The sequence below is a fragment of the Pseudomonas sp. UBA5706 genome, assembly GCF_002419965.1.
Taxonomy (GTDB): Bacteria; Pseudomonadota; Gammaproteobacteria; order Pseudomonadales; family Pseudomonadaceae; genus Aquipseudomonas.
In genome coordinates, this window is sequence record NZ_DIHC01000044.1 from 1 (window position 1) to 22,258 (window position 22,258).

The following is a 22,258-nucleotide window of genomic DNA, read 5'->3' on the forward strand; positions in this document are numbered from 1 at the left end:
ACCGACTTTCGTGCCCTGCGCGCCCCTCACATCGCAGCAGTAACATCGCTTCCCACCACCATCATCCCTTGCGCTTTACATCCAGCCGACGCAAATGGCAGGTCACTTCCTCACGATCGTGGTACAGCTGCTTGCAACCGATCGAAACCTTAACGCCCCGGGCCTTGAAGCCTTCCTCGATGCGCGCTAGCAGACGTCGCACTTCGGCGTAGCGCTGCTTCATCGGCAACTTAAGGTTGACCACTGCCTCGCGGCACAACCCCTCGCCCAGCCAGGTTTCCAGCAGTGCCGCATTGCGTGCGGGCTTTTCGACGATGTCACAGACCATCCAGTCCACCGGTTGACGCGGCTTGTAGGTAAAACCGTCGGCCATCAAATGCTGCACCAGGCCGGTGTCCATCAGACTTTCGGCCATCGGGCCATTATCGATCGCGGTGACGAGCATTCCCCGCCGGACCAGCTGATAGGTCCAGCCGCCGGGTGCCGCCCCCAGGTCAACGCCGGTCATGTCACCGGACAGACGCTCATCCCACTGGTCGCGGGGAATGAAGTGATGCCAGGCTTCCTCCAACTTGAGCGTCGAACGGCTTGGCGCCTCACGGGGGAACTTGAGCCGGGGAATGCCCATCGGCCACATCGCCGAATTACCGCCATCAGCCAAGCCCAGAAACACCTCGCGTCCGCTTTTGAAGGTCAGCAGCAGACGTGGCAGGCTCGGATTGTCCAGCAGCTTGCCCGACTTTTCCAAGGCCTTGCGCAGCGGTCCTTCGAATTTGCGGCAGAAGGTCGAAAGCTCCTTGCCGTCGTTGGTGTCGACCACTTCCAGCCACAGGCTGCCACACGCCCCGAAGCCGGCCATGTGCTCAAGGATGATGCTGATGCGATCGGTCTCGGGCAACTGCACGAACACCCCGCGAGCCCACTGCCTTGGGAAGATCAGATCGCAAAAGCGCACACCACTCATCAGACGTTCGGCACCGTCCGGCTCAGTGCAGACGAATTCGGCACAGGCCGCTCCGGGCTTGGCTTTGGCATAGCCCGCCACGCCAAGCAGCGCGGCGTGCTCGCTGATTTCCGAGCAGACCTCACCTTCGAAACCGGGACGGCAATGCATGAAAAGGGTATTCACTGGGAGGTCTCCTCGGGCGCCGGAGGGTCTCACGGCGCGCTCTATACTTGAGGCTGTACCTCAATGACTCGAAAACCGCGCATGATAGCGGAATCAGGAACCACTGGCGCAGGCCAAAGGTCCAGTACTACTCAATGACCGTTAAGAGCCGCCTGTCAGAGGGCCTATCAAGTCGTCTTACCGTTTCGCGTGTTTCACCCGTCCGTACCGTGCGGACTCGTCAAGGAGTTAGTTCATGCCCTCCCTCGATAGCCTGAAAAGCCTCAAGACACTCGACGTCAACCACAAGACCTACCACTACTTCAGCCTGCCCGATGCCGCCAAATCCCTGGGTGACCTGGACAAGCTGCCGATGTCGCTCAAAGTGCTGCTGGAAAACCTGCTGCGCTGGGAAGACGACAAAACCGTCACCGGCGAGGACCTGAAGTCCCTGGCGGCCTGGCTTACCGAACGCAAGTCCGAGCGGGAAATCCAGTACCGCCCTGCCCGGGTGTTGATGCAGGACTTCACCGGCGTTCCAGCGGTGGTCGATCTTGCCGCGATGCGCGCCGCCGTGGCCAAGGCAGGTGGCGATCCGCAACGCATCAACCCGCTGTCGCCGGTGGATCTGGTGATCGACCACTCGGTGATGGTCGACAAGTTCGGCGACAAACAGGCCTTTGGCGAGAACGTGGACATCGAAATGCAGCGCAACGGCGAGCGTTATGCCTTCCTGCGTTGGGGCCAAAGTGCATTCGATAATTTCAGCGTGGTGCCACCGGGCACCGGCATCTGCCATCAGGTCAACCTTGAATACCTGGGCCGCACGGTGTGGACCAAGGAAGAAGATGGCCGCACCTATGCCTTCCCGGATACGCTGGTGGGTACCGATTCCCACACCACCATGATCAACGGCCTGGGCGTACTGGGCTGGGGCGTGGGCGGGATCGAGGCCGAAGCCGCGATGCTCGGCCAGCCGGTGTCGATGCTGATTCCCGAAGTGATCGGGTTCAAACTCACCGGCAAGCTCAAGGAAGGCATCACCGCCACTGATCTGGTGCTGACCGTGACCCAGATGCTGCGCAAAAAAGGCGTGGTCGGCAAATTCGTCGAGTTTTACGGCGACGGCCTGGCAGACCTTCCCCTGGCGGATCGCGCGACCATTGCCAACATGGCCCCTGAGTACGGCGCGACCTGCGGCTTCTTCCCGGTCGATGACGTGACACTGCAATACCTGCGCCTGTCGGGCCGCCCGGACGACACCGTGCAACTGGTCGAAGCCTATTGCAAGGCCCAGGGTCTGTGGCGCCTGCCAAGCAAAGAGCCAGTATTCACCGACGCGCTGGAGCTGGACATGGGCTCGGTGGTCGCCAGCCTCGCAGGCCCCAAGCGGCCGCAGGACCGCGTCGCCTTGCCGGATGTCTCGCAAGCGTTTACCGACTTTCTCGGTCTGGCACTCAAACCCAGCAAACATGAGGAAAGCCGCCTCGAAAGCGAGGGCGGCGGCGGTGTGGCAGTGGGCAATGCCGAACAGGTCGCAGAGGCGGAATACGAATACCTGGGCAACACCTATCGCCTGAAAAATGGCGCCGTGGTCATTGCTGCGATCACTTCCTGCACCAACACCTCGAACCCTAGCGTCATGATGGCGGCCGGTCTGTTGGCGAAAAAGGCCGTGGAAAAAGGCCTGCAACGCAAACCCTGGGTGAAAAGCTCGCTGGCACCCGGCTCGAAGGTGGTGACTGACTACTACAACGCGGCGGGCCTGACCGAGTACCTGGACAAGCTGGGCTTCGACCTGGTCGGTTATGGCTGCACCACCTGTATCGGCAACTCAGGGCCATTGCCCGACCCTATCGAAAAAGCCATCCAGCAGTCGGACCTGACCGTCGCATCGGTGTTGTCCGGCAACCGCAACTTCGAGGGCCGCGTGCACCCGCTGGTCAAGACCAACTGGCTGGCGTCGCCGCCGCTGGTGGTCGCTTATGCCCTGGCAGGCAGCGTACGGGTGGATTTGAGCAGTGAACCATTGGGCGAAGGCAATGATGGCCAGCCGGTCTACCTGCGCGACATCTGGCCGACACAGCAGGAAATAGCCGACGCGGTGTTGAACGTCAGCACCGGCATGTTCCATAAGGAATACGCCGAAGTGTTCGCCGGCGATGAGCAGTGGCAGGCGATTGAAGTGCCGCAAGCCGCGACTTACGTGTGGCAGGACGATTCCACCTATATCCAGCACCCACCGTTCTTCGATGACGTCGCAGGTCCGTTGCCCGTGATCGTGGATGTGCAGAAGGCCCGCGTGCTGGCAATTCTGGGCGACTCGGTGACCACCGACCACATCTCGCCAGCTGGCAACATCAAGGCCGACAGCCCTGCAGGTCGCTACCTGCGCAGCAAGGGCGTGGAACCCAAGGACTTCAACTCCTACGGATCGCGCCGCGGCAACCATGAAGTGATGATGCGCGGCACGTTTGCCAACATCCGCATTCGCAACGAAATGCTCGGCAACGAAGAAGGCGGTTACACCCTGCATGTACCAACCGACGAAAAACTGCCGATCTACGACGCGGCCATGCGTTATCAACAGGAAGGTACGCCGCTGGTGGTCATTGCCGGGCAGGAATACGGCACCGGCTCCAGCCGCGACTGGGCGGCCAAGGGCACCAATCTGCTAGGGGTCAAAGCGGTTATCGCCGAGAGCTTCGAACGTATTCACCGTTCCAATCTGGTGGGCATGGGGGTGCTGCCGCTGCAGTTCAAAAACGCTCAGAGCCGCAAAACCCTGGAACTGACCGGGACAGAAGTGGTGAACATTACCGGGCTGACGGGCGCAAACCTGCAACCGGGCATGAACCTGACCCTGCAAATTACCCGGGAAAACGGCCAGCAGGAAAACGTCGATGTTCTGTGTCGGATCGACACCTTGAACGAAGTGGAATATTTCAAGGCCGGAGGGATTTTGCACTATGTATTGCGCCAGCTGATTGCGGCGTAACTTGATGTTCTGTAGCCGTACCACGTGCGGCTACAGATCCTGTGCTGTGCACAGGCCTGGTCAACCACCGGACGATCGACGCCCCTCGTGAGAAAAGACCTACACCATCGCGCAGAAATCCTCACCCGATTTTCAGACGCCTTTCATCCTCTTTGCACATACACACCCGTTTAATCAACGTTAAACTCGCCGCCCTTACCCCACCTTCAAGGACCACCCATGCTGGCGCAGCGCTGGAGCACGATCACGCTCCTGACTCTCGGCTACTGCATCGCGCTGGCGTATGGCCAACTGAGTATTCCGGTCGCGGTCATCGTCGGGCTGCTGATCATGGCCGGGATCTGCGTCAGTCATTTCAAGCACTGGGCGGTTCGCGCCTTCGGTCACCTGCTGTTTATCGCCCTGGCTGCGGGGCTGGCGAGCCACTGGCTTCCCGGCTTCATCAGTACCCGGGTTATCGCGGCCGTACGTTTCACCCCGGAAGCGGCACCGTTCTCGATGTACATGCATCTGGACAAACCCCTGATCGGCTTCTGGATTGCCCTGGCATGTCCTTGGGTGTTCACGGCCATGACGCTGCGCCGTGCCCTGATCACCGTCAGCTTCACATTGCCGATTACCGTTGTGCTGTGCCTGACCTCCGCCTTGTCGATGCGGCTGATGGGCTGGGTACCGAAATGGTCCGAGCAAGGCGTCATCTGGGTGCTGAACAATCTGCTGCTGGTGACCCTTACAGAAGAACTGATTTTCCGCGGCTATCTCCAGGGTGGCCTGAGCCGGCTATTACAGCGAGTGCCATACCACCAGGCGCTGGCCCTGCTCGTCGCATCGCTGCTGTTCGGCCTCGCCCACATTGGTGCCGGATGGCAATGGATGGTCCTGGCAGCAATGGCCGGTGTCGGCTACGGCATCGCCTACCGTTTTGGCGGGCTGGCTGCCTCCGTAATCACCCATTTCGGACTCAATCTCGCGCATTTCGCCCTGTTCACCTACCCGATGTTCAATCGCTGACCATTGACCTGCCGCAATGTGCATCATGACGCACTCCACAAAGCGCTTAATTTTCTGGCAGGCGGGCCGATAACTCGTCAAAGCCTTCCCGGATAGAACAGCTTATGCGTAATAACCAGCCCGTCACCCAACGCGAACGGACCTTCCCGGCGCAGCAACGGTTGATCTCGACCACCGATGCGAGGGGGGTGATCACCTACTGCAACGACGCGTTTGTCGAGATCAGCGGTTTCTCCCGCGCCGAACTGCTCCAGGCACCGCACAACACCGTGCGCCACCCTGACGTTCCTGCAGCCGTGTTCGAACACATGTGGGGGACCCTCAAGCAGGGTCTGCCGTGGATGGGCATCGTCAAGAACCGTTGTAAGAACGGCGATCATTACTGGGTCAACGCCTACGTCACGCCGATTTACGACGGCCAGCAACTGGTGGGCTTCGAGTCGGTGCGGATCAAACCCACTGCCGAGCAGATCCGCCGTGCCGAGGCACTTTATAAACGCCTCAACAGCGGTAAATCCGCAGTGCCCACCCGCGACACCTGGCTGCCGGTGCTGCAGGACTGGTTACCGTTCATTCTGGTCAGCCAACTGAGCTTTCTGATCGGTGCGTGGCTCAACTCCCATTGGGGTTTTGCGCTGGCGGCCGCCCTGTCCGTGCCGCTGGGCCTGCTCGGCCTGACCTGGCAGCAGCGCGGCATCAAGCGCCTGTTGCGCCTGGCCGAACAAACCACTTCAGACCCGCTGATCGCGCAGATGTACACCGACAGTCGTGGCCCGCAGGCGCGTCTGGAAATGTCCATCCTCAGCCAGGAAGCCCGTTTGAAAACCTGCCTGACCCGCCTGCAGGACACGGCCGAACACCTGAATTCGCAAGCGCGACAATCCGACAGCCTGGCGCAAGCCAGCTCCAATGCGCTGGATCGTCAACGCGTGGAAACCGAACAGGTTGCCACCGCCATCAACCAGATGGCGTCCACGACGCAGGACGTCGCCAACCACGTGCAACGCACAGCCGAGGCCACGCAGCAAGCCAATGCCCTGACCCGCCGCGGTCGTGACATCGCTAGCGAGACCCGCGAAGCCATTCAGCGCCTTTCGTCCTCCGTGGGCGAAACCGGCGCGACTGTCACCCAACTGGCCAAGGACAGTGACGAAATCGGTGGCGTGGTGGACGTGATCAAAGGCATTGCCGACCAGACCAACCTGCTAGCGCTGAACGCTGCCATCGAAGCCGCTCGCGCAGGTGAAATGGGCCGTGGTTTTGCGGTCGTAGCCGATGAAGTCCGGCAGCTGGCACAACGCACTACCGAATCCACCGGACAGATCCACTCCCTGATTGCCAAGCTGCAGGCGACCGCCAACAATGCCGTGCAGACCATGAACACCGGTCGCCGTCAGGCCGAAGAAGGCGTCGAACAGGTCATGGAAGCCGACAAGGCGCTGATGGGCATCAGCGATGCGGTCGCGAACATTACCGACATGACCACACAAATCGCCGCCGCCACCGAAGAACAAAGCTCAGTCGCCGAGGAGGTCAGCCGCAACATCAGCACCATCGCCCACCTGGCCGATCAAACCTCCGACGAGGCCCGCCGCTCCGCTACCCTGAGTGCCGAGCTGACCAACACTGCCAACACTCAGTATTCGCTGGTGGAGCGCTTCAACCGCTGATAACCGAAACGCTCTACGCGAGGCCCCGGTAATCAAGCGCGGGGCTTTTTTATGCGTGGTGCAGTCGTAGGAAATTTTTGAAGTGACAGGTCGACATTGTTGGGATGTGTAGGAAAGTGCAGGGTTCACGTGGGGTGTAGATCGCCATTAGTTGAATTCAGATAGCGATAAACAACTCTACCAATGTGCGTGCGCTGACCTAGAACCATGGACGCTCTGGTCCGCGGCACGACTTGCACAGTGCAGCCCACGATCTGACCCTGCGCCCCACCGAAATCGTGGTCGAACGCTACGTTCTGCAGAACTTGCAGCCCAAACCGTGGCCATCGACCACTCGCTCATCGACCGCGCCGGCAATGAACCGAGTCACTCCTGACCGGGCACCCGCTCCTAAACTTTGTAACAAGATAGTTTTAATAGGCGTTCGAATATTTGACGCATGGCACTCCATGCAGATGCGTGTAAGTCAGCGTGAAAGGTGCACAATTCGTCGGGTCCGAAATTATTTTTTGCGCGCTTATTTCCCTAAAGCCTACAGCTATCTACGAAAGCTCTCGAGTGCAAACACAATTCGGAAGAGCGAGTGCAGTACATATGTAATTACAACACCCTTAAAAGAGCAGAAACATGCTGAAATTCATAGTTCTGCGTGCTCTTCAATAGGTACGATCGAGCGTGAAAAGCCATGTAAACCTCTGCAAGCCACCTGATTGACAGTCGCTTTCGTCGAATCGAACATATGCCTCCTAGATACTCATGTCCTACAAATCAGACTGTCATCGTCTGAGTTTCTAAACACCCGCTACAACTCTCTGATCTAGGAGCCTCCATGGAAGACGAAACGGACATCCAACCGCCCGTTAACCCGAAACACACCGCCCCGGATAACATTCAAACACCAGCAAAGCATCAGTTAATAAAAAAAAACCAACCATCTGATGGATCAACTCTGCGCAAGGCGTCAGTCCCCCACTACGAGGAACTGCACGCGACGCCAATGCCCGGCGTCTCGGTGAATGAAACTGCCAATTGCTACTCCGAGCACCTGCAGGATGCACTGGGCGTACCTTGGGAAGTTGCTCAGCAGGCCACGAAAGCCGCCCCTACGCTCCCCGCCCCGTTCCTCACCGGCGTCAACGATGGCGTCGTCACCGAGGAGCAGCTTATTACCGGTGTGTATATCAACATCCCGCGCACGCCGAGAATCTGGGCAGGCGACCAACTGAAGATGCGTTGGGGCAACAGCACCTTCTACACCACCATTGGCGAAGCCAACGGACGCACCGGGCCACGACTGATCCAGTACCTGAACGCCGAGAAACTGGGCAGCTACAAAACCGGCGCAGTGGAAATTCGTTACGAAGTGGTCCGTCGCGCGCGGCTGGTGGGGGTATCGGAAACCTTGCAGATCGTGCTGCGCAGCGACGGCAAAACCCATCCGAAGACCCTGCGCGGTCGGGCAATTCGACGACGCAAACTGCAGGAGTAGTACGAGGCGGCGTCCAGGTGTTCGGGACCCTAATGCGACCGGGCTGAACTCCACCGTGAACGAAAGCCCCCTGCTGCCTTGCCGCATTGGGGGCTTGTCGAACGACAGAACGAACCGGCGCCAAGCCCTGACCTTGCGGACAACCGATCACGCCTGACAGGTATTGGCCTTGTCGCTGTCGCTTCCGCGACTTCAGAAAGGCGTGCGTCACGTTGCTCGCCTGCAACATTCAAACCGCCCGACGGCGCGGAGCAATCGAGTTATCGATGTCAGCGATCGATTTCACCGTACCGGAGGGTGTTCGGTCGACGCTGCCGTCTCGAAAAGTACTGGCCGACTCAGCCGATGACTCGTTTGGCGACCTGTTCGGCCGTGGCCTGCATACAGTCCTGATAGCTGACGCCCGCCGCCTTCAGCGGCTTGAGGTCATGGTTGGCGGTGGGCAACCAATGCACACGAATGTGCTTGGAGAGCGTATAGCCTTCAACGGCTTCGCGATTACCAAGGGTGTCGCGTTCGCCCTGAACAATAAGGGTGGGGGTAAGCAAATCGGCCAGATGCGCAACTCTGGGTTTTTCCGGTTTGCCCACGGCGTAGAACGGGTAGCCCAGGCAGACCAAGGCATCAGCCTTGAGCTCGTCGGCGAGAAGGCTCGCCATGCGCCCGCCCATGGACTTGCCACCGATGGCCAGACGACCGCTGACATGGGGGCGTAATGTCGCGTAGACCTGGCGCCAGCAGTCGAGCAATTTCGCCTGAGGATTGGGGGGCCGTTTGCCGCCGTCGATGCGACGCTGCGCCATGTAGGGGAATTCGAAACGCATCACACCGATGCCCAGTGCGGCGAGACGTTCAGCCATGTCATTGATGAACTGACTGTCCATGGGCGCACCTGCACCGTGGGCGAGAATCAGCGTTGCAGGCTTGCCGTGACCTACGGCTGCAGCGGCGTTCCACAACCAGCCTTGGGTGTGGGCCAATTGTGCACAAGGGTCTGCATCGTGTTTTCTACTCATGCTTGCGGGGTATCCAGAACTCTACGGCGAGGGCGACATTATGCCAGCCACGGGCACAGCAGTCCGGCTTGCCATCGGGCGTGGGTCTTGCTTGCGTCAGGTCGTGGGAACAAGGGTTTGCCAGGAGGGAGGAGTAAATGAAGATCCTGCCCGAGACAGCCGCGGTTCAGCTTCGGGCACTTAACCTGCCAGCACACTTGGGCAGAAAACCCTCGTCAACATGAGCGCCCCAACCCACACGCAACCGGGCGGCTTCATGGACGGGGCAGCATTTCCTGTCCGGTGCCGGTCGATCCACCGCGACGGTCGCCGGCCATGTCTGCCAGCTCGGGCCAAAATATTTTGGGCAGTAACAAAGTGCAAATGTCAGCGTCTTTTGTATACAACTTTCGATACAGACATGGTCAACCCAGATGCATGGAATGCAGGGAGAGAACCGTTTCAGCGACTATCGAAACCAGGTAAAGGCCGCGTCCCGCATAGGGCGCGGCAACTTGCCCCATTCGCGCGACCAAGTGTCGCAGCGCTCGTTGCTACGGCTTCCATCGCCGGCCAAACGCGTCTAAGCTAAGGCCCACAGTGGTCCGGCAACAGCTGGCCACAGGCTCAGTGAAAGGATTGTGCACGACCCCTCAGCCCTCTTGCAGACAGACAGCGCAGCCATGTCAGTCACCCGCAGGGTTGTATCCAATTTCCCATCCACGGGCGCTGCCTCACCGACCTGTTCCCCGTCCCATCGGCCCACTTGGGCAGACCGCCTTGGCGCACCTTCGCCCAGGCATCTGCCGTAGTTCCACAGCAGTCGACCCTGACCTGCCCCAGCTTGGCCAAGCGAAAGGTTTAAGCTCAGCTCGACGTTGCGGCCGTTACCCACACTAATAAAATACTCAAACCGTGGAACCTGAGAATGAGCACTGCAATCACTCCGACTGCTTATAACTATAAGGTAGTCCGCCAGTTCGCCATCATGACGGTGGTCTGGGGGATCCTTGGCATGGGGCTCGGTGTCTTCATCGCCTCACAGCTCGTGTGGCCCGACCTGAACTTTGGTCTCGAGTGGACCACGTTCGGACGCTTGCGCCCGCTGCACACTAACCTGGTGATCTTCGCCTTCGGCGGCTGCGCGCTGTTTGGCACCTCCTATTACGTGGTGCAGCGTACCTGTCAGACGCGCCTGGTCTCCGACCGCCTGGCCGCCTTCCACTTCTGGGGCTGGCAGGCAGTGATCGTCGGCGCCATCGTCACACTGCCGATGGGGTACACCACCACCAAGGAATACGCCGAGCTCGAATGGCCGATCGCGATTCTGCTGGCCATCGTCTGGATGGCCTACGCGGCGGTTTTTTTCGGCACCCTCGTCCAGCGCAAGACCAAACACATTTATGTCGGCAACTGGTTCTACGGCGCCTTCATCCTGGTCACCGCCATGCTGCATATCGTCAACCACATGTCACTGCCGGTGAGCCTGTTCAAATCCTATTCGGCGTACTCGGGTGCCACCGATGCGATGATCCAATGGTGGTACGGGCACAATGCCGTCGGCTTTATCCTGACCACCGGTTTTCTCGGCATGATGTACTACTTCGTGCCCAAACAAGCCGAACGCCCGATCTATTCATACCGCCTGTCCATCGTGCATTTCTGGGCGTTGATCACCCTCTATATCTGGGCCGGCCCACACCACCTGCACTACACCGCCCTGCCCGACTGGGCGCAGTCGCTGGGCATGGTGATGTCGATCATCCTGCTGGCGCCAAGCTGGGGCGGCATGATCAACGGCATGATGACCCTCTCCGGCGCCTGGCATAAATTGCGCACCGATCCGATCCTGCGTTTCCTGGTGGTCTCACTGGCGTTCTACGGCATGTCCACGTTCGAAGGGCCGATGATGGCGATCAAGACCGTCAACTCGCTCTCACACTACACCGACTGGACCATCGGCCACGTTCACGCCGGGGCACTGGGCTGGGTGGCGATGATTTCCATCGGTTCGGTTTATCACATGATCCCGCGCCTATACGGCCGGGCGCAGATGCACAGCATTGCATTGATCAATGCGCACTTCTGGCTGGCCACCATCGGCACCGTGCTGTACATCGCCTCGATGTGGGTCAACGGCATCACCCAGGGCCTGATGTGGCGTGCGATCAACGATGACGGCACGCTCACTTACTCCTTCGTCGAAGCGCTGCAAGCCAGCCACCCGGGTTACATCGTGCGCGCAGTGGGCGGCGCAATCTTTGCCAGCGGCATGCTGTTTATGGCCTACAACGTGTTCCGCACCGTGCGCGCCTCGAATGCACAGGAAGCCGACGCTGCCACCCGGATCGCTGTCGTGGGAGCCCACTGATGATCAAACACGAAACCCTTGAGAAGAACATCGGCCTGTTGGCCATCTTTATGGTCGTCGCCGTGGCGGTGGGCGGCTTGACGCAGATCGTCCCGCTGTTCTTCGAGGACGTCACCACCCAGCCGGTGGAGGGCATGAAGCCGCGCCCGGCCCTGGAAGTTGAAGGGCGCGATGTGTTTATCGCTAACGGCTGCGTCGGCTGCCACTCGCAGATGATCCGACCGTTTCGCGCCGAAACCGAACGCTACGGACACTACTCGGTGGCGGGTGAAAGCGTCTGGGACCATCCGTTCCTGTGGGGCTCCAAGCGCACCGGCCCGGACCTGGCCCGGGTTGGCGGTCGCTATTCCGACGACTGGCACCGCACGCACTTGTACAACCCGCGCGACGTCGTGCCCGAATCGATCATGCCGGCTTATCCGTTCCTGGTGGATAACAAGCTCGACGGCCAACTGACCGGCCGTAAGCTCCAAGTGCTGCGCAGCCTTGGCGTGCCCTACACCGATGCGGACATCGCCGGCGCCGCGGACGCCGTTAAGGGCAAGACCGAAATGGATGCGCTGGTGGCCTATCTGCAGGGCCTTGGCACCCTCATCAAGAGCAAACGGTGATCTATGGATATCGGAATGATTCGAGGCCTGGGCACCGTCGTGGTGATGGTGGCCTTCATCGGTCTGGCGCTCTGGGTGTTCAGCCCCCGACGCAAGGCCGAATTCGACGACGCGACGCTGCTGCCTTTTGCCGATGACCCCGAGGCCATCAAGCAGCTCGAGCAAGCGAAAACCGCCAGGAGCCCTAAAGAATGAGTACGTTTTGGAGCCTGTACGTCAGCGTGCTGTCGTTAGGGACACTTGTGTGCGTGACCTGGCTGCTGCTGGCCACCCGTAAGGGCCAGCGGGCCGATACCACCGAAGAAACCGTAGGCCACGCCTTCGACGGCATCGAGGAGTATGACAACCCGCTGCCCAAATGGTGGTTCATGCTCTTCATCGGCACCATCCTCTTCGCTTTGGGTTACCTGGCGCTGTACCCGGGGCTGGGCAACTGGCAAGGTCTGCTGCCCGGTTACGACTACGCCGATAATGACAAGAAAATCGCTTTCTCCGATGGCAAGCAAGGCTGGAGCGGCGTGCACGAATGGGAAAAGGAAATGGCCCGGGCCGAAGCGCGTTTTGGCCCGATCTTCGCCAGGTTCGCGGCGATGCCGATCGAGGACGTCGCCAAGGACCCGCAAGCACTGAAAATGGGTGGTCGGCTGTTCGCCTCCAACTGCTCGGTCTGCCACGGCTCCGATGCCAAAGGCGCATACGGCTTTCCCAACCTGACCGATGACGACTGGCGTTGGGGCGGCGATGCGCAAACCATCAAGGCTACCATCATGGGCGGTCGCCACGCGGTGATGCCCGCTTGGGGTCAAGTGATCGGCGAGCAAGGCGTGAGCGACGTGTCGGCCTATGTGCTGACCCAACTGGCCGGTCGTAAGCTACCGGAGGATGCCCAGGCCGATCCCGTAGCCGGACAGAAAATTTACGCCACTAACTGCGTCGCCTGCCACGGCCCCGAGGGCAAAGGAACCCCTGCCCTGGGCGCGCCCAACCTGACACATGCCGACGGGTTCATCTACGGCGCAAGCTTCGCGCAACTGCAGCAAACCATACGCTACGGTCGCCAGGGCCAGATGCCTGCGCAAGAGTTGCTGCAGGGCAACGACCGGGTGCACTTGCTGGCGGCGTATGTGTACAGCTTGTCCCATGGGGATAAGGCCACGCAGGTGCAGGAGTGAAGAGGCTGCGCACTTGAGTTCGCCGGACAGGCCGCGCGTAGATACCGCGCTTCTGGAGCAAGCGTCGCTGGAGGTCTGCAGGGGACTCAGCGCACGGCTGCATCAGCAGAATCAGTCACTGCGGTGTAAGACCCCGCCCCAGGTGTGGGGTTGCACGACTGCTTTCGCAGCTACGCCTCAGTCAGCCGGACTCCTGCGCCCTTCGGGCAACGGCAGGTTCGCGACAGGCACCGGGTGTCCCGCGCGCCACTGCCGGCCAGAATCAAAAACAACTGGCACACCGTGGCGACGCTGCGGCCCGAGTGTCGGGCGACCCTATGACACGCCCCTGGACTAAAATCCCAGGGGTAACATGTGCGGCATTGCACATACCAATACCCGGGACCTTTCGGTGAGCACGCTTCGATGAGTAACCAGATTCCGGTTCACAACGTCACGCCACCTGCCAACACGGAGGGTGACAGTGTCGACCTCTATGCCTCCCGGCGAAAGATCTACACCCGCGCCTTCACGGGTCTATTTCGCAATCTGCGAATCGGCGGCGGTGTGCTGCTGTTTCTCCTGTACTTCGGCACGGTCTGGCTCAACTGGGGCGGGCATCAGGCAGTCTGGTGGGATCTGCCGGAGCGCAAGTTCTACATCTTCGGGGCGACGTTCTGGCCCCAGGATTTCATCCTGCTGTCCGGCATCCTGATCGTCAGCGCGTTCGGGTTGTTTTTCATCACCGTTTTCGCCGGCCGGGTGTGGTGCGGCTACACCTGCCCGCAGAGCGTCTGGACCTGGATCTTCATGTGGTGCGAGAAGGTCACCGAGGGCGACCGCAACCAACGCATCAAGCTCGACCGCGCGCCGATGAGCGCCGGCAAGTTCGGGCGTAAATTTGCCAAACACGGCCTGTGGCTGCTGATCGGCCTGGTTACCGGATTGACCTTCGTTGGCTACTTCGCCCCCATCCGTGAACTGACTTCGGCATTTTTTACCGGCCAGGCCGATGGCTGGTCATATTTCTGGGTCGGGTTCTTCACCCTGGCCACCTATGCCAATGCAGGCTGGTTGCGCGAGCAAGTGTGCATTTACATGTGCCCTTATGCGCGCTTTCAAAGCGTGATGTTCGATAAGGACACCCTGATCGTTTCCTACGACCCCCGTCGCGGCGAGAAACGTGGGCCGCGCAAGAAAGACATGGACTACCAGGCTCAAGGACTGGGCGATTGCATCGACTGCACCTTGTGCGTGCAAGTCTGCCCCACCGGCATCGACATTCGCGACGGCCTGCAGATCGAGTGCATCGGCTGCGCGGCGTGCATAGACGCCTGTGACACCGTCATGGACAAGATGAACTACCCGCGCGGGCTGATCAGCTACACCACCGAGCACAACCTTTCCGGCCAGGTCACGCGCAAGCTGCGGCCTCGCCTGGTCGGTTACGCGGTGGTGCTGCTGGTGATGATCGGGGTACTGACCGGGGCCTTTCTCACGCGTTCGCTGGTGGGCCTGGACGTCAGCAAGGACCGCATGCTGTATCGCGAAACGGCCGAGGGCCGGATCCAGAATGTCTACAGCCTGAAAGTCATGAACAAGGATCAGGTCGAACACACCTACGTGCTCGACGCCACCGGCTTGCCCGACCTGAAACTGCAAGGCCTGCGCGAGATCAAGGTGCCCGCCGGCGACATATTCACCATGCCGTTGGGGTTGTCGGTTGCCCCCCAAGCGCTGCCTTCGGCCACCAACGAGGTCAGGTTCATCCTCAGGGACGTTCAAAACGGCGACATCCAAGTGCAAGCCAAGAGCCGGTTCATCGGCCCACACGTTCGTTGAGAGAAGCCGGACATGACCCTAGCAACGCCTGCAAGCCCCTGGTACAAGCATCGCTGGCCGTGGATCATTATCGGCATTCTGGCCTGCTCGGTGACCCTGACCCTGACGATGGTGACAATCGCCGTAACGCACCCGGACAATCTGGTGAGCGACAACTATTACGAAGCGGGCAAAGGCATCAACCGCTCGCTGGACCGCGAATTGCTCGCCCAGTCCCTGAAACTGCGCGCCGTTGTGAGCCTGGACGATGTCACCGGTGAAGCGAACCTGCACCTGACCGGTGACAGCCTTCCGGAAACGCTGGTGCTGAACCTGATCTCGCCGACCCAGCCGGAAAAGGATCGCAAGGTGGTCATGGCGCGCGCCCCGGCGCAACCAGGACGCTATGTCGGGCAGTTGAGCGAGCGGGTCGAAGGGCGTCGCTTCGTCGAATTGCTCGGTGTGGAAAACGGCCAGACCTGGCGCCTGTTCGAAGAGGAATCCATCGTGCGCGACAAGGACCTGATTCTGGGCGACGAGCCGATTCAGGGCGCCGAAGCCCGTATGAAGTGATGACGTGAACGCACCCGATTCCTGTTACCACTGCGCCCTGCCCGTTCCCCGTGGTGGCCGTTTTACCGCCGTCGTGCTCGGTGAACCGCGGGATTTCTGCTGTCCGGGCTGCCAGGCGGTGGCGCAGGCAATAGTCGAGGGCGGCCTGGAAAGCTATTACAGCCATCGCAGCGAGGCATCGACCAATCCCCACACGCTGCCTGTGCAGCTGGCGGACGAACAAGCGCTGTACGACCGCCCCGATGTACAGGCACCGTTCGTGCGTCACGACGACAACCTGGCTGAAATCACACTGCTGATCGAAGGCATCAGCTGCGCAGCGTGCGGCTGGCTGATCGAGCGTCATTTGCGCACCTTGCCGGCGGTGGTCGAGGCTCGGCTGAACCTGTCCAACCATCGGCTGCACCTGCGCTGGGACGACGCAACACTGTCGCTGAGCCAGGCGTTGAACGAGGTGCGCCATATCGGCTATGCCGCGCACCCCTATCAAGCCGATGTGGCCACCGAGCAGCTGGCACAAGAAAACCGCCGCAGCCTGCGCCAATTGGGTCTCGCGGGGTTGCTATGGTTTCAGGCGATGATGGCGACCATGGCCACGTGGCCGGAATTCAACATTGATCTGAGCCCGGACATGCACACCATCCTGCGCTGGGTGGCGATGCTTCTGACGACCCCCATCGTGCTCTACAGCTGCGTGCCGTTCTTTAAAGGTGCGTTGCGGGATCTGCGCACTTGCCACCTGACCATGGACCTGTCGGTGTCGCTGGCCATCGGCATGGCGTATCTGGCCGGTGTCTGGACGGCGATGACCGGCAACGGCGAGTTGTACTTCGACGCAGTGGGCATGTTCGCGCTGTTTCTGCTAAGCGGGCGCTATCTTGAACGTCGCGCGCGCGAGCGCACCGCAGCGGCGACGGCACAGTTGGTCAGTCTGTTGCCAGCGTCCTGCCTGCGCCTGATTGAAAACGGCCAGAGCGAGCGCATTTTGCTTAGCGAACTGCGCGTCAAAGACCGGGTGCTGGTACACCCCGGCGCGGTAGTGCCCGCCGATGGACGCATCGTGATCGGCCAGTCGAGCATCGATGAATCGCTGTTGACCGGGGAATACTTGCCTCAGCCACGCACCCCTGGCGATGCGGTCACCGCTGGCACGTTGAATGTCGATAGCGCAATCACGGTAGAGGTTCTGGCCCTCGGCCATGAGACTCGCCTTTCGGCCATCGTCAGGCTGCTGGAGCGGGCACAATCGGAAAAGCCACGGGTGGCGCAGATCGCTGACAGCGCGGCGCAATGGTTCTTGCTGATATCGCTGATTTTTGCGGCAGGTATCGGGCTGGTGTGGTGGCAACTGGACCCTGCCCGCGCCTTGTGGATCGTGCTGGCGATGCTGGTTGCCACCTGCCCTTGTGCGCTGTCGCTGGCAACCCCGACGGCGCTGACCACGGCCACTGGCACGCTGCACTCGCTGGGCCTGTTGCTGACCCGGGGGCACGTACTGGAAGGGCTGAATCAGATCGACACGGTCATTTTCGACAAGACCGGTACCTTGACCGAAGGTCGCCTGACGCTACGGGGCATCCGCGGTCTGGGTACGCTAAGCAGCGACGAGTGCCTGAGCCTGGCGGCAGCGCTGGAAAGCCATTCGGCACACCCCATCGCCCGGGCCTTCGGCAGCACACCCTTGAACGCTGATCAGGTGACCAGCGTGCCGGGCCGCGGCCTGGAAGGTCGCATTGGCGACCGCTGGCTGCGCATCGGCCAACCGGCGTTCGTCTGCGCCTTGAGTAACGCCACGCAGCCAGCGATGCCGGATGAGCCAGGGCAGTGGCTGCTGCTGGGCGATGAGCAGCAAGCGCTGGCCTGGTTGGTACTCGACGATCACCTGCGCGATGACGCCGCGTCGTTGGTCCAGGCCTGCAGGCAGCGGGGATGGAAAACGCTGCTGTTGTCGGGGGACAGTTCGCCGATGGTGGCCCGTGTCGCCACGCAACTGGGCATCGACGAGGCCCGTGGCAGCCTGCAGCCGGATGAAAAACTTAAAATGCTCCAGCAACTCAGGGCCCAGGGACGCAAGGTCCTGGTGCTTGGCGACGGCATTAACGACGTACCTGTGCTGGCGGCGGCCGACATCAGCGTGGCGATGGGTTCGGCCACTGACCTGGCCAAAACCAGCGCTGATGCCGTGTTGCTGTCCAATCGCTTGCAGACATTGGTAAAGGCATTCGAGCTGGCCCGGCGCACCCGGCGCATCATCATCGAGAACCTGCTGTGGGCGGGGCTGTACAATGGCCTCATGCTGCCCTTCGCCGCGCTCGGCTGGATCACGCCGCTGTGGGCAGCGGCGGGCATGTCGTTCAGCTCACTGATCGTCGTGCTCAACGCATTGCGTCTTACCCGGGTCAAGCCCAACGATGCCTCAGCCGCTTCGACGGGCCAACGCCCGCTCACCGCAGAACCGACTCCGGAGGCACAATGGCCGCGCTCTACATCATGATTCCGGTGGCCCTGCTGATCGTGGCAGTGGCGATCTATGTGTTCTTCTGGGCGGTGGACAGCGGCCAGTACGACGATCTGGATGGGCCGGCGCACAGCATTCTGTTCGATGACCAAGACCCGAAACACCAGGCAGGGGTAGATGAGGCGTCGAGTAAGGATGTGCACAAGCCTGAAGCGAAGCATACCGGGTGCGCGATAGGCCGATTTGATGAGTGAAACCCTCTACCACCTGCTCCCCCAACTCCTCTCGGCGCTGATCCTTGGGCTGCTTGGCGGTGGCCATTGCCTGGGCATGTGCGGCGGGTTGATGGGAGCACTGACACTGGCGATTCCCAGGGAGCAACGCAGTCGACGCTTCCACCTGCTGCTGGCCTACAACCTGGGGCGAATTTGCAGCTATGCCTGTGCCGGGCTGCTCATCGGAATGGCAGGCTGGGCAGTGGCCAATAGCCCGGGGGCCATGCTGATGCGTGTGCTCGCCGCGCTGCTGTTGATCTGCATGGGGTTGTATCTAGCGGGCTGGTGGAGCGGGCTGACGCGCATCGAAGGGCTGGGACGCTGGTTATGGCGCTCTATACAGCCGCTGGCCAGCCGGATGCTGCCAGTGTCGAACCTGCCACGGGCGCTGTTGCTCGGCGCGCTATGGGGCTGGCTGCCGTGCGGGCTGGTTTATAGCACGCTGCTGTGGGCGGCCAGCCAGGGCAACGCGCTGTCCAGCGCGCTATTGATGCTGGCATTTGGCATCGGCACCTGGCCCGTGCTGCTGGCCACGGGCCTCGCCGCCGAGCGCACCACCGCTTTGCTGCGCAGGCGCGGGGTGCGCATCGCCGCAGGGTTGCTGGTGATGATTTTTGGCCTATGGACCCTGCCGGGACCACATCAGCACTGGTTAATGGGGCATTGAAACGCTTTTGCTTCAGACCGAAGAGCGCGGTAATTAGGCGCCAGCTGACGGCTGCTGCGGCCTGCAAGTAGGTTCAAACGCACCGGGCGCGGTGGTCTTATAAACACCGTCCCCGGTTAATAAACACTGACCCCGATCAATAAACACCACCCGTTCACTGCCTAGACTGCCTTTACCGCCAGCCCTTTCGAGAATACCCCCCATGCTCGACGACCTTCGTTGGGATTCTGAACTCATCCGCCGCCACGATCTGACAGGACCGCGTTATACGTCCTACCCTACCGCGGTGCAGTTTCACAATCAGGTGGGGCCTTTCGACCTGCTGCATGCACTGCGCGAAAGCCGCAAGGCGCTGCGCCCATTGTCGCTGTACGTGCACATCCCGTTCTGCGCCAACATTTGCTACTACTGCGCTTGCAACAAAGTCATCACCAAGGACCGCGGCCGCGCCCAGGCCTATCTGCAGCGTCTGGAACAGGAAATCCAGATGATCGCCTGCCACGTGGACGGCCGTCAGGTGGTTGAGCAACTGCACTTCGGGGGCGGCACGCCGACGTTTCTCAGCCACGTCGAACTGCGTCAATTGATGGCGCATCTGCGCAAGCATTTCACGCTGCTGGATGACCACTGCGGCGATTACGGCATTGAAATCGACCCGCGCGAGGCTGACTGGTCAACCATGGGGCTGCTGCGTGAACTGGGCTTCAACCGGGTCAGTCTCGGTGTCCAGGACCTCGATCCGCTGGTGCAGCGAGCCATCAACCGCCTGCAAAGCCTGCAAGAGACACGCGCCATCGTTGAAGCGGCCCGTACCCTGCAGTTCCGCTCGGTGAACATCGACCTGATCTACGGCCTGCCGTTGCAGACCCCGGATGGTTTCGCGCGTACCGTGGACGAAGTTATTGCCCTGCAGCCCGACCGTCTCTCGGTGTTCAATTACGCGCACCTGCCCGAGCGCTTCATGCCACAGCGTCGCATCGACACCGCACAGCTGCCCAGCGCCGAGCACAAATTGCAGATGCTTGAGCGCACCATCGACCAACTGACCAGCGCCGGCTACCGCTATATCGGCATGGACCACTTCGCCCTGCCCGATGACGACCTGGCCATCGCTCAGGAAGAAGGCACGCTGCAACGCAATTTCCAAGGCTATACCACCCACGGCCACTGCGACCTGATCGGTCTGGGCGTGTCGGCCATCAGCCAGGTGGGCGATCTCTACGCGCAGAACAGCAGCGACCTTGCCGACTATCAGACCCTGCTCGGCAACGATCAACTGGCCACCAAGCGCGGGCTGGTGTGCAACGTCGACGACCACATCCGGCGAGCGGTCATCGCGCAGCTGATCTGCCATTTTTCGCTGGACTTCGCTTGCGTCGAAGACCGCTTCGGCATCGATTTTCGCGGCTATTTCAACGATGTGTGGCCCAGATTACTGACATTGGCCCGGGACGGGCTGATCCATCTGGACGCCAACGGCATTCGCGTAACGGCGGCCGGGCGCCTGCTGGTGCGCTCGATCTGCATGGTCTTCGACGCCTACCTCGATCTACAAAACCGCCAAAGATTTTCCAAGGTCATCTAGGCAAATCTACACAGAAGCGGCAGTCATCATTTTCACGTCACACAGGACACATGCTGGCCTGAGCGGGAACCCTTGGGTTACCCTTGCGGTCAATGTGTGTTTTCTTACAAGGAATTACCCGATGTCTGAGCCAGTCAAGTTGCGTGCTCATGCCCAGGCTCACTGCAAGGATTGCAGCCTGGCCCCGTTGTGCCTTCCACTTTCGTTAAACCTGGAAGACATGGATGCCTTGGATGACATCGTCAAGCGTGGCCGTCCCTTGAAGAAAGGCGAATTTCTGTTTCGCCAGGGCGATGCCTTCGATTCAGTGTACGCCGTGCGCTCCGGTGCCCTGAAAACCTTCAGCCTAAGCGACAGCGGCGAAGAACAGCTCACCGGTTTTCATTTGCCCAGTGAGCTGGTGGGCCTGTCGGGCATGGATGCCGAAGCGTATCCGGTATCCGCTCAAGCCATGGAAACCACCTCGGTGTGCGAAATTCCCTTCGAGCGACTGGATGAATTGTCGGTGCAACTGCCGCAGTTACGTCGCCAGCTGATGCGAGTGATGAGCCGGGAAATTCGCGACGATCAGCAAATGATGCTGCTGTTGTCGAAAAAAACCGCCGACGAGCGCATCGCCACGTTCCTGGTCAACCTGTCCGCACGCTTTCGCGCGCGGGGCTTTTCCGCCAACCAGTTCCGACTGAGCATGTCGCGCAACGAGATCGGTAACTACCTGGGGCTGGCCGTGGAAACCGTTTCTCGGGTGTTCACCCGCTTTCAGCAAAACGAATTAATCGCCGCCGAGGGCAAGGAAATCCACATTCTGGACCCCATCCAGCTGTGCGCGTTGGCCGGCGGTTCGCTGGATAGCTGATGGCAGTCCGGGTCGGGCAGGCTTAAACTACGCGCTTTGCGCATGTTTCCTGCCCAGGACCTTTTGATGATTTTCGATGAATTGAGCTTTAAATCCCTGATCCGTCCGGTGGTGGACTTCCCCAAGCCGGGCGTTGTCTTTCGCGATATCACCCCACTGTTCCAGTCGCCCAAGGCACTGCGCCTGGTGATCGACAGCTTCGTACAGCGTTATATCGAGTCGGATTTCACCCATGTGGGAGCGATGGATGCGCGGGGTTTTCTGATCGGATCGATCATCGCCTATGAACTGAACAAGCCTTTGGTGCTGTTTCGCAAGCAGGGCAAGCTGCCGGCGGATGTGCTGGCCGAGGCTTATCAGACTGAATATGGCGAGGCGTTTCTGGAAGTCCACGCCGACAGCCTGTGTGAGGGCGACTCGGTGGTGATGTTCGATGACTTGATCGCGACCGGCGGCACGCTGATCGCCGCTGCCAGCCTGATTCGCCGCATGGGCGCCAGGGTCCATGAGGCCGCTGCGATCATCGATTTGCCGGAACTGGGCGGCTCGGATCGCCTGGAGGACATGGAAATTCCCACGTTCTGCCTGACCCGGTTTGCCCTGACGGACAAATAATAAC

Annotated in this window: 18 protein-coding genes; 16 read left to right on the forward strand and 2 right to left on the reverse strand. The window is 60.6% G+C overall.

Translation table 11 applies throughout. The annotated features are described in order from the left end of the window. Positions 1 to 61: 61 nt before the first annotated feature. Positions 62 to 1,129 carry a 23S rRNA (cytidine(2498)-2'-O)-methyltransferase RlmM gene (gene rlmM / locus B3I26_RS22615; protein ID WP_296260972.1) on the reverse strand — a complete coding sequence of 356 codons (1,068 nt, stop codon included), beginning with the start codon at positions 1,127 to 1,129 and terminating at the stop codon, positions 62 to 64. Between the two features lie 235 nt (positions 1,130 to 1,364). On the opposite strand from rlmM, the gene acnA reads away from it, so the two are divergent. From acnA to B3I26_RS22635, 4 genes are all read left to right on the forward strand, one after another. Further along, positions 1,365 to 4,106, forward strand: a complete 2,742-nt coding sequence (gene acnA, locus B3I26_RS22620) for an aconitate hydratase AcnA (RefSeq protein WP_296260975.1) — start codon at positions 1,365 to 1,367, stop codon at positions 4,104 to 4,106. Positions 4,107 to 4,325: 219 nt separating this feature from the next. Next, entirely contained in the window at positions 4,326 to 5,117 is a 792-nt protein-coding gene (locus B3I26_RS22625; RefSeq protein ID WP_296260976.1) for a CPBP family intramembrane glutamic endopeptidase, read from the forward strand. A gap of 104 nt (positions 5,118 to 5,221) precedes the next feature. After that, complete coding sequence (locus tag B3I26_RS22630; RefSeq protein WP_296260978.1) at positions 5,222 to 6,787, forward strand: methyl-accepting chemotaxis protein; 1,566 nt, start codon at positions 5,222 to 5,224, stop codon at positions 6,785 to 6,787. A 1,012-nt stretch (positions 6,788 to 7,799) separates the two neighbouring features. Further along, positions 7,800 to 8,276 (forward strand): hypothetical protein, encoded by a 477-nt coding sequence (locus tag B3I26_RS22635; protein WP_296260980.1) that lies wholly within the window; start codon positions 7,800 to 7,802, stop codon positions 8,274 to 8,276. Between the two features lie 338 nt (positions 8,277 to 8,614). On the opposite strand, the gene B3I26_RS22640 is transcribed toward B3I26_RS22635, so the two are convergent. Beyond that, the gene (locus B3I26_RS22640; protein ID WP_296260981.1) at positions 8,615 to 9,292 is read right to left on the reverse strand and encodes an alpha/beta family hydrolase; all 678 of its coding nucleotides are present in this window, start codon (positions 9,290 to 9,292) and stop codon (positions 8,615 to 8,617) included. 907 nt (positions 9,293 to 10,199) lie between these two features. Here B3I26_RS22640 and ccoN point away from each other — a divergent pair. The 12 genes from ccoN to B3I26_RS22700 all read left to right on the forward strand — a co-directional run bounded on the left by ccoN (position 10,200) and on the right by B3I26_RS22700 (position 22,254). Then, positions 10,200 to 11,642, forward strand: a complete 1,443-nt coding sequence (ccoN, locus tag B3I26_RS22645) for a cytochrome-c oxidase, cbb3-type subunit I (protein ID WP_296260985.1) — start codon at positions 10,200 to 10,202, stop codon at positions 11,640 to 11,642. Beyond that, positions 11,642 to 12,253 (forward strand): cytochrome-c oxidase, cbb3-type subunit II, encoded by a 612-nt coding sequence (gene ccoO, locus B3I26_RS22650; RefSeq protein ID WP_296260987.1) that lies wholly within the window; start codon positions 11,642 to 11,644, stop codon positions 12,251 to 12,253. Before ccoN ends, ccoO begins: the two co-directional genes overlap by 1 nt. A 3-nt stretch (positions 12,254 to 12,256) precedes the next feature. Beyond that, positions 12,257 to 12,448, forward strand: coding sequence for a cbb3-type cytochrome oxidase subunit 3 (locus B3I26_RS22655; protein ID WP_296260988.1), 192 nt, complete (start codon positions 12,257 to 12,259; stop codon positions 12,446 to 12,448). Further along, on the forward strand, positions 12,445 to 13,425 hold the full coding sequence (gene ccoP, locus B3I26_RS22660; protein ID WP_296260990.1) for a cytochrome-c oxidase, cbb3-type subunit III: 981 nt from the start codon (positions 12,445 to 12,447) through the stop codon (positions 13,423 to 13,425). The genes B3I26_RS22655 and ccoP overlap by 4 nt, the downstream gene beginning before the upstream one ends. A gap of 405 nt (positions 13,426 to 13,830) precedes the next feature. Beyond that, positions 13,831 to 15,246, forward strand: a complete 1,416-nt coding sequence (gene ccoG, locus B3I26_RS22665) for a cytochrome c oxidase accessory protein CcoG (RefSeq protein WP_296260992.1) — start codon at positions 13,831 to 13,833, stop codon at positions 15,244 to 15,246. 12 nt (positions 15,247 to 15,258) lie between these two features. After that, on the forward strand, positions 15,259 to 15,798 hold the full coding sequence (locus B3I26_RS22670) for a FixH family protein (RefSeq protein WP_296260993.1): 540 nt from the start codon (positions 15,259 to 15,261) through the stop codon (positions 15,796 to 15,798). Between the two features lie 4 nt (positions 15,799 to 15,802). Next, on the forward strand, positions 15,803 to 18,292 hold the full coding sequence (locus B3I26_RS22675; RefSeq protein ID WP_296260995.1) for a heavy metal translocating P-type ATPase: 2,490 nt from the start codon (positions 15,803 to 15,805) through the stop codon (positions 18,290 to 18,292). Continuing rightward, positions 18,271 to 18,510, forward strand: coding sequence for a cbb3-type cytochrome oxidase assembly protein CcoS (ccoS, locus tag B3I26_RS22680; RefSeq protein ID WP_296260996.1), 240 nt, complete (start codon positions 18,271 to 18,273; stop codon positions 18,508 to 18,510). The genes B3I26_RS22675 and ccoS overlap by 22 nt, the downstream gene beginning before the upstream one ends. Next, positions 18,503 to 19,198 (forward strand): sulfite exporter TauE/SafE family protein, encoded by a 696-nt coding sequence (locus B3I26_RS22685; protein WP_296260998.1) that lies wholly within the window; start codon positions 18,503 to 18,505, stop codon positions 19,196 to 19,198. The genes ccoS and B3I26_RS22685 overlap by 8 nt, the downstream gene beginning before the upstream one ends. A gap of 202 nt (positions 19,199 to 19,400) precedes the next feature. Then, a complete protein-coding gene (gene hemN / locus B3I26_RS22690; protein ID WP_296261000.1) occupies positions 19,401 to 20,783 on the forward strand; it encodes an oxygen-independent coproporphyrinogen III oxidase in 1,383 nt (460 codons plus the stop codon). A 121-nt stretch (positions 20,784 to 20,904) separates the two neighbouring features. Next, positions 20,905 to 21,639, forward strand: a complete 735-nt coding sequence (fnr, locus tag B3I26_RS22695) for a fumarate/nitrate reduction transcriptional regulator Fnr (protein ID WP_296261002.1) — start codon at positions 20,905 to 20,907, stop codon at positions 21,637 to 21,639. 66 nt (positions 21,640 to 21,705) lie between these two features. Beyond that, a complete protein-coding gene (locus B3I26_RS22700; protein WP_296261004.1) occupies positions 21,706 to 22,254 on the forward strand; it encodes an adenine phosphoribosyltransferase in 549 nt (182 codons plus the stop codon). The last annotated feature ends 4 nt before the right edge of the window (positions 22,255 to 22,258 follow it).